The sequence below is a fragment of the Kitasatospora sp. NPDC057198 genome, assembly GCF_042670125.1.
Taxonomy (GTDB): domain Bacteria; phylum Actinomycetota; class Actinomycetes; order Streptomycetales; family Streptomycetaceae; genus Kitasatospora.
The window spans coordinates 1-7,579 of the sequence record NZ_JBHUWH010000383.1; the positions used below are offsets into that span (position 1 = coordinate 1).

Annotated in this window: 8 protein-coding genes; 6 read left to right on the plus strand and 2 right to left on the minus strand. The window is 72.2% G+C overall.

The features are described from left to right. Positions 1–16 precede the first annotated feature (16 nt). Positions 17–1,210, minus strand: coding sequence for an NADP-dependent malic enzyme (locus ACFUEL_RS30725; RefSeq protein WP_380240057.1), 1,194 nt, complete (start codon positions 1,208–1,210; stop codon positions 17–19). A gap of 565 nt (positions 1,211–1,775) precedes the next feature. On the opposite strand from ACFUEL_RS30725, the gene ACFUEL_RS30730 reads away from it, so the two are divergent. From ACFUEL_RS30730 to ACFUEL_RS30750, 5 genes are all read left to right on the plus strand, one after another. Beyond that, positions 1,776–2,726, plus strand: coding sequence for an ABC transporter substrate-binding protein (locus ACFUEL_RS30730; RefSeq protein ID WP_380240058.1), 951 nt, complete (start codon positions 1,776–1,778; stop codon positions 2,724–2,726). A gap of 267 nt (positions 2,727–2,993) precedes the next feature. Further along, positions 2,994–3,935: an ABC transporter substrate-binding protein gene (locus ACFUEL_RS30735; RefSeq protein WP_380240059.1), complete on the plus strand. Its 942-nt coding sequence runs from the start codon at positions 2,994–2,996 to the stop codon at positions 3,933–3,935. Positions 3,936–3,969: 34 nt separating this feature from the next. Continuing rightward, on the plus strand, positions 3,970–5,001 hold the full coding sequence (locus ACFUEL_RS30740) for an amino acid ABC transporter permease (protein WP_380240060.1): 1,032 nt from the start codon (positions 3,970–3,972) through the stop codon (positions 4,999–5,001). A 38-nt stretch (positions 5,002–5,039) separates the two neighbouring features. Further along, positions 5,040–5,792 carry an amino acid ABC transporter ATP-binding protein gene (locus ACFUEL_RS30745; protein ID WP_380240063.1) on the plus strand — a complete coding sequence of 251 codons (753 nt, stop codon included), beginning with the start codon at positions 5,040–5,042 and terminating at the stop codon, positions 5,790–5,792. A gap of 140 nt (positions 5,793–5,932) precedes the next feature. Next, entirely contained in the window at positions 5,933–6,520 is a 588-nt protein-coding gene (locus ACFUEL_RS30750) for a CGNR zinc finger domain-containing protein (RefSeq protein ID WP_380240061.1), read from the plus strand. Between the two features lie 93 nt (positions 6,521–6,613). Here the strand turns inward: ACFUEL_RS30750 and sodX are convergent, their stop codons facing one another. Then, positions 6,614–7,036: a nickel-type superoxide dismutase maturation protease gene (gene sodX / locus ACFUEL_RS30755; protein ID WP_380240062.1), complete on the minus strand. Its 423-nt coding sequence runs from the start codon at positions 7,034–7,036 to the stop codon at positions 6,614–6,616. Positions 7,037–7,140: 104 nt separating this feature from the next. On the opposite strand from sodX, the gene sodN reads away from it, so the two are divergent. Next, on the plus strand, positions 7,141–7,536 hold the full coding sequence (gene sodN, locus ACFUEL_RS30760) for a superoxide dismutase, Ni (RefSeq protein WP_030457790.1): 396 nt from the start codon (positions 7,141–7,143) through the stop codon (positions 7,534–7,536). Positions 7,537–7,579: the final 43 nt, after the last annotated feature.

Below are 7,579 nucleotides of genomic sequence, written 5' to 3' on the forward strand. Positions count from 1 at the left end.
GCCGTGTGCTCCCCGGTCAGATCCGGGCGAGCCCCTCCGCCCTGGCGGCCTCCGCGACGGCGCGGGTGACCGCGGGGGCGACCCGCTCGTCGAAGGGCGACGGGATGACCTTCTGCGGGGTCAGCTCGTCGGCGACGACGCCCGCCAGGGCCTCGGCCGCGGCGAGCTTCATGCCCTCGGAGATCCGGCTGGCCCGGACGGAGAGCGCGCCGGCGAAGATGCCGGGGAAGGCCAGCACGTTGTTGATCTGGTTCGGGAAGTCCGAACGCCCGGTGGCGACCACGGCCGCGTAGCGGTGGGCGACCTCGGGGTGGATCTCCGGGGTGGGGTTGGCCATCGCGAAGACGAAGCAGCCGGGCGCCATGGTGGCCACGACCTCCTCCGGGACGGTGCCGCCGGAAACGCCGATGAACACGTCCGCGCCGTTCAGCGCGTCGGCCAGGCTGCCCTGGACGCCGCTGCGGTTGGTGAGCGCCGCGATCTCCGCCTTGACGTCGGTGAGGTCCTCGCGGCCCTGGTGGACCACGCCGCGGCGGTCGCAGACGGCGACGTCGCCGATGCCGGCGGCGAGCAGCATCTTGGCGATCGCGATGCCGGCCGCGCCCGCGCCGGAGATGACCGCGCGCAGGTCGCCGACCTGACGGCCGGTCACCTTGGCGGCGTTCCGCAGCGCGGCGGTGGTGACGATCGCGGTGCCGTGCTGGTCGTCGTGGAAGACCGGGATGTCCAGCCGCTCCTGGAGCCGCCGCTCGATCTCGAAGCAGCGCGGGGCGGAGATGTCCTCCAGGTTGACGCCGCCGAAGGACGGGGCGAGCCGGACGACCGTCTCGACGATCTCGTCGACGCCGGTGCAGTCCAGCGCGATCGGCACCGCGTCGACGCCGCCGAACTGCTTGAACAGGATCGCCTTGCCCTCCATGACGGGCAGCGAAGCCCGGGGGCCGATGTCGCCGAGGCCGAGCACCGCGGTGCCGTCGGTGACGACGGCGACGGTGTTGGCCTTCCAGGTGTAGTCGTCCACCAGGGCGGGCTGTTCGGCGATGGCGGTGCAGACCCGGGCCACGCCCGGGGTGTAGGCCAGCGACAGGTCCTCGCTGTCGCGGACCGGGACGGTCGCCCGGATCTCCATCTTGCCGCCGCGGTGCAGCGCGAAGACGGCGTCGACCGGGTCGTCGGTGCTCTGGGTGTCGGTGATGATCTCCGCTGCCACAATGACCTCTTCGTCATGTATCGGCGAAGGCGCGCGTCCGACGGACTTCGACCTCGGCGCGCGGCGATGCGCGGGTACGGGCACGCCGTCCGTGGCGTACCCGGGGCCGGGTCGGGGCGCAGCCGTCGGGCGGCGCCCTCGGGGTGAGGGTGTAGGTGTTCTGCGCTTGTTCGTCCGGACGCCGGTACCGCACCTGTGCCGGGTCCTTCTTGTCCGCGTGACCCCTGGTGAGCGAGGGGTCCGCCGGGCACTCGCAGGAGTGAACGCAGACCCGGAGGGGAAGCCGGCGCCTCCGATACGGAGCCGGTGAGGGCTTCCGTTCGTCCGCGCCCCCGGCCCTGTGGCGGACCGGCGGTCTGAGTTCTGCGTCGGGGGTCACCCGATACCAGATTCTGACACACCCGCTACCCGTTCCATCAGGCCGGGATGGCAGTATCCGGTGTTCGACCACCGTTGTCCGGACGTTCCCGCGCACGTCGGGCCCGCGTCCTGCCCCGTCGCACCGGTCGCGCACACCAGCGCGCAGCGGCGGGGGCCCGCCCCCTCTCCCACAGGAGGAACCCCAATGTCGACGGCCACTCCCCCCGCCAGATCCGGCGTCCGCCCCCGTCCCGCCGCGGGCGTCCTCACCGCCGCGGCGCTGGCCGGGACGCTGCTGCTGACCGGCTGCGGCTCCTCCGCCGGGTCGGGCGGCGACGCCGGGTCGGCGTCCGACCTGCACGCCCAACTGCCCGAGCAGCTGCGGAAGGACGGGGTGCTGCGGATCGGCGCGGACCTGACCTACGCGCCGATCGGGTTCAAGGCGGACGGCGACCGGCCGGACGGCCTGGACGTGGACCTGGCCAACGCGATCGGCGGCGTGCTGGGCCTGCGGGTGCAGTTCAGCGACGTGCCGTTCGACCGGCTGCGGCTGGGGCTGCAGGCCCGCGAGTACGACGTGGTGATGTCGGGGATGACCGACACCGCGCAGCGCCGGGACGGCGTCGACGAGCAGGCCCGCAAGGTGAACGACGGTGTGGACTTCGTCGACTACTTCGCCACCGGCACCTCGATCGTGACCGCCAAGGGCAACCCGCAGCGGATCACCGGCCCGGAGGACCTGTGCGGGCGGACGATCGCGGTGCAGCGCGGCACCACCCAGGCGGGGATGCTGGAGCGGCAGGCCGCGGCGTGCGAGCGGGCCGGCCGGAAGCTGACGGTGACCGAGACCGACACCGACGACCAGGCGCTGGCCCTGGTCGCGCAGGGCCGGGCCGCGGCGGACCTGGACGACGCGCCGGTGGCGGCGCACGCGGTGAAGAACGGGCGGGCCGGCGGGCAGTTCCAGGTGGTCGGCGACCAGTGGCAGGTCGCGCCGTACGGGATCGCCTTCGCCAAGGAGGACACCGTGCTGCGGGACGCCGTGGCGAAGGCGCTGGACCGGCTGATCCGCAACGGCGAGTACGACAAGATCCTGGCGAAGTGGGGCCTGTCCGGCGGCGCGGTGCAGAGCGCCGTGGTGAACGGCGGCTACTAGCTCCGGCCCGCGGGGTGGTCACCCGGTGCATGGCTATGCACCGGGTGACATGGTCCTGGAAAAACACCGGATAACGGACGGTAGCCAGTCCTGTTATCCGATTTTGATCTGCGGCAGGGATGAATTGCCCACCCACAGTGGCAGGATTCCCCCCACATCGGATCCACCTGTCACCTCGGCGGAGGGTGGCGAGCACCGACCCCGCTGTACCGCGCCACCCCACCCGGCAGCGCGAACACCGTCCGACCTCCCGGAGGAGATCCCCCCATGCCCGCTGCCCGTACCCCTCGCCTGCGGCCGATCGCCGCGACGGCGGCCCTCGCGGCCGGCTCGCTGCTCCTCGCCGCCTGCGGCAGCTCCAGCACCGGCGCCACCACCTCGGGCGCCGCCCCGATCCCCACCCAGCCCATCCCGGCCGTCCAGGCCGACCCGGCACTGGCCGCCCTCGTCCCGGCCGAGCTCAAGTCCGGCGGCAAGCTGGTGGTCGGCTCCGACACGTCGTACGCGCCCAACGAGTTCAAGGACGAGAAGGGCAAGATCGTCGGCATGGACGTCGACCTGGGCGTCGCCATCGCCCAGAAGCTCGGCCTGACCGCCGACTTCCAGAGCGCCGGCTTCACCGACATCATCCCCGGCATCCAGTCGGACAAGTACCAGCTCGGCATGAGCTCCTTCACCGACACCAAGGAGCGCGAGGAGCAGGTCGACATGGTCACCTACTTCTCGGCCGGCACCTCCGCCGCCGTGAAGAAGGGCAACCCCGACAAGATCGCCCTGGACGACCTGTGCGGCAAGAAGGTCGCCGTCCAGGACGGCACCACGCAGGCCGACGAGGTCAAGGACACCCGCAACCCGGCGTGCGCCGCGGCCGGCAAGCCCGCCATCCCGAACGACGGCGACCGCTTCGCGCTGCAGACCGACGTCGCCCAGTCGCTGGTCTCCGGCCGCGAACAGGTGATGCTGGCCGACTCCCCGGTCATCGACTACGCCCTCAAGCAGACCGGCGGCCAGTTGGAGAAGCTCGGCGACACCTACGGAGCCGCCCCCTACGGCGTGATCCTGGCCAAGGACTCGCCGCTCAGCAAGGCCGTCCAGGGCGCGATCCAGTCGCTGATGGCGGACGGCACCTACAAGACCATCCTCGACAAGTGGGGCGTCTCCGCCGGAGCGATCAGCACCTCCGAGATCAACCCCGCCGGCAAGGGCTGACCCCCGCCGCCCGATCCCCTGACGAGGTAATCACGTGGAAAAGACCGACCAGGGGGCGGCGGAGCAGGGACGGCCCGAGACCATCAGGGCCGTCCCCGTCCGCCACCCCGGCCGCTGGGTCTCCGTCGCCGTCGTCGCCGTGCTCGGCGCGATGCTGCTGCACGTCCTGTTCACCAACCCGGCGCTGGACTGGGACTTCGTCGGCGCCACGCTGCGCGACCCCACCGTGGTGCACGGCATCTGGGTCACCCTGGAGCTGACCGCGCTGTCCATGCTGATGGGCGTGGTCGGCGGCGTGCTGCTGGCCGTCATGCGGCTGTCGAAGAACCCGGTGCTCTCCGGCACCGCCTGGTTCTACATCTGGATCTTCCGCGGCACCCCGGTGCTGGTGCAGCTGGTGCTCTGGAACAACATCGGCTTCCTGTGGAAGCAGATCTCGCTCGGCGTCCCGTTCGGCCCGTCCTTCTGGTCCCAGGAGTCCAACACCCTGGTGCCGGTGTTCACCGCCGCGCTGCTCGGCCTCGGCCTCAACGAGGCCGCCTACATGGCGGAGATCGTCCGGGCCGGCATCCAGTCGGTGGACGAGGGCCAGTCCGAGGCCGCGCACGCGCTCGGCATGAGCCGGGCCACCGCGCTGCGCCGGATCGTGCTGCCGCAGGCGATGCGGGTGATCATCCCGCCGACCGGCAACGAGACCATCTCGATGCTGAAGACCACCTCGCTGGTGCAGGTGATCTCGCTGGTGGAGCTGTTCACCGCCGGGCACGACATCTCCACCCGCACCTACAAGCCGATCGCGGCGATGATCGCGATCTCGATCTACTACCTGCTGCTGACCTCGGTGCTGACCGTCGGCCAGTACTACCTGGAGCGGTACTACGCCCGCGGCGCCAACCGGACGCTGCCGCCGACCCCGCTGCAGCGGGCGCGCGCCCTGTTCGCCGGCCGCGCCCCGGCGAAGACGGCGGCCGCCCCCGCGACGCCCGGCGACGCGCCCGGTGACGCTCCGGGCAGCGCTTCCGGCGGCGCTTCCGGCAACGCTCCGGACGGAGGGAAGGACGCATGACCGACCTGTCCAAGCCGCCCCTGGCCGCCGACCGTCCGATGGTCCGGGCCGAGGGCGTGCACAAGTCCTACGGCCAGGTCGAGGTGCTCAAGGGCATCGACCTGGAGGTTCGGCAGAACGAGGTGTTCTGCCTGGTCGGCCCGTCCGGCTCCGGCAAGTCCACCTTCCTGCGCTGCATCAACCACCTGGAGAAGATCAACGCCGGCCGGCTGTACGTGGACGGCGAACTGGTCGGCTACCGGCAGAAGGGCGACCGGCTCCACGAGCTCAAGGACCGCGAGGTCGCGCTCAAGCGCCGGGACATCGGCATGGTCTTCCAGCGCTTCAACCTGTTCCCGCACATGACCGCGCTGGAGAACGTCACCGAGGCGCCGGTGCAGGTCAAGAAGGAGAGCCGGGCCGCCGCCAAGGAGCGCGCGATGGCCCTGCTGGAGCGGGTCGGGCTGGCCGACAAGGCCGGCAGCTACCCGTCCCAGCTCTCCGGCGGCCAGCAGCAGCGCGTCGCCATCGCCCGGGCGCTGGCCATGCAGCCCAAGCTGATGCTGTTCGACGAGCCCACCTCGGCGCTCGACCCCGAACTGGTCGGCGACGTGCTGGACGTGATGCGCGGCCTCGCCGAGGACGGCATGACGATGATCGTGGTCACCCACGAGATGGGCTTCGCCCGCGAGGTCGGCGACGCGCTGGTGTTCATGGACGGCGGCGTGGTGGTCGAGTCCGGCCACCCGCGCGAGGTGCTCGGCAACCCGCGGCACGAGCGCACCCGCGCGTTCCTCTCCAAGGTGCTCTGACCCGCACGCCTCCCCGCACACCCGTACGCCCCACCGGTGCCCGCCCTGCGCCCCGCGCGCGGCGGGCACCGGCACGCGCCCCCGCACCTGTAATACCCTGGAGTCATTCGACCCGTTACACCCCGCCCGGAAGGACCCCCGTGGAGCTCGCCTCGTACGCCGACTTCGCCGTCCGGCTGGTCAACAGCGAGGAGCCCGACCGCGGCACCGACGACCTCACCTCGGTGGACGCCGTCCGGTCCCTGTTCGGCACCCCCTCCCGGGCCGCCGCGCTCGCCGACGAGGCCGACCTGCCCCGGCTGCGCGCCGTCCGCACCCGGCTGCGCGGGGTCTTCGAGGCCGCCGCCGCGGGGGAGGACGTCCGGGCCGTCGACCTGCTCAACAGCCTCATGGTGGAGTACCCCGTCAGCCCGCTGGTCTCCGGCCACGACGACCTGGACGACACCGGCCGCCCCCACTGGCACCTGCACCTGGCCGACAACGCGCCCACCGCGGCCGCCAACTACGCCGCCGTCGCCTGCATGGGCCTGGCCATCCACCTCACCGAGCTCGGCGTCGACCGGCTCGGCATCTGCCAGGCCGCACCCTGCCGCAACGCCTACCTCGACACCTCCACCAACCGCTCCCGCCGCTACTGCTCCGACCGCTGCGCCACCCGCGCCAACGTGGCCGCCTACCGGGCCCGCAAGCGCCAGGAGGCCCAGCGCGTTTCGGCCGCCCAGGGCTGAACCCCCAACCGGCCCCCCGACCGGCTCCCCGACCGGCCCCCGCTCGACGCCCCGCTCGACGCCCCGGTTGACGGTGCGCCACCGGACGGGCCGTCACAGCTCCGGGTCGAACGGCGCGCCCACACCCAGCCGTTCGGCCAGACCCGGCACCCGCCCGCGCACCGCCCGCCCGCCCAGCACCCGCTCCAGCCGCCGCCCCGGCGCCAGCCAGGCCGGCCGGGGGGCCAGCCGCAGCAGCACCCGGCCGAGCACCAACTCGTCCGGCACCGCCCCGTATTCGCGGCTGTCGGTGTGCACCAGCGGGTTGTCGGAGAGCATCCACCAGCCGCCCGGCCGCCGCCCGGCCGCGCGCTTGACCACCAGCAGGTCCTGCTGCAACGGGTGCCGGAACAGCGCGATCGCCCCGGGCCGCAGCCGGGCGCCGTAGCGCACCAGCACCCGGTCGCCGTCGGAGAGCAGCCGGCGCATCGACGGGCCGGCGATGTCGGCGACGCCGAACGGTGTCCCATATCGCATGGTTCGAACTCCTTCTTTTGCCCTAGGCCACCGGGGCGACGGCGATTTCGGACCGCCGTGAGGGTAATCTCGGGCCCGGGAAGACGATCTAAGGAAGGACCCCCATGTTCTCTCGTCTGTTTGCTCCGCGAGTCACCGCCCACGCCCACTGCGACCTGCCGTGCGGCGTGTACGACCCGGCCCAGGCCCGCATCGAGGCCGAGTCCGTGAAGGCCACTCAGGAGAAGTACCAGGCCAACGAGGACGCCGAGTTCCGCGCTCGCGCCATCGTCATCAAGGAGGAGCGCGCCGAGCTGGTCAAGCACCACCTCTCGGTGCTGCACACCGACTACTTCAAGGCCCCGCACTTCGAGGCGTACCCCGGCCTGCACGACCTGTTCAACCGCGCCGGCAAGGCCGCCTCGGCCGCCAAGGCGTCCACCGACCCGGCGACCGGCCAGGCCCTGCTGGACCTGATCGCCGAGATCGACGCCATCTTCTGGGAGACCAAGAAGGCCTGACGCCCCACCACCCAGCACCGGACACCCGGCCGCCACCCCCGCC

Coding starts and splice junctions, on each gene's coding strand:
- sodN (WP_030457790.1), top strand. CDS start 7,141: ATGTTCTCTCGTCTGTTTGCTCCGCGAGTCACCGCCCACGCCCACTGC.
- sodX (WP_380240062.1), bottom strand. CDS start 7,036: ATGCGATATGGGACACCGTTCGGCGTCGCCGACATCGCCGGCCCGTCG.
- ACFUEL_RS30745 (WP_380240063.1), top strand. CDS start 5,040: ATGGTCCGGGCCGAGGGCGTGCACAAGTCCTACGGCCAGGTCGAGGTG.
- ACFUEL_RS30735 (WP_380240059.1), top strand. CDS start 2,994: ATGCCCGCTGCCCGTACCCCTCGCCTGCGGCCGATCGCCGCGACGGCG.
- ACFUEL_RS30730 (WP_380240058.1), top strand. CDS start 1,776: ATGTCGACGGCCACTCCCCCCGCCAGATCCGGCGTCCGCCCCCGTCCC.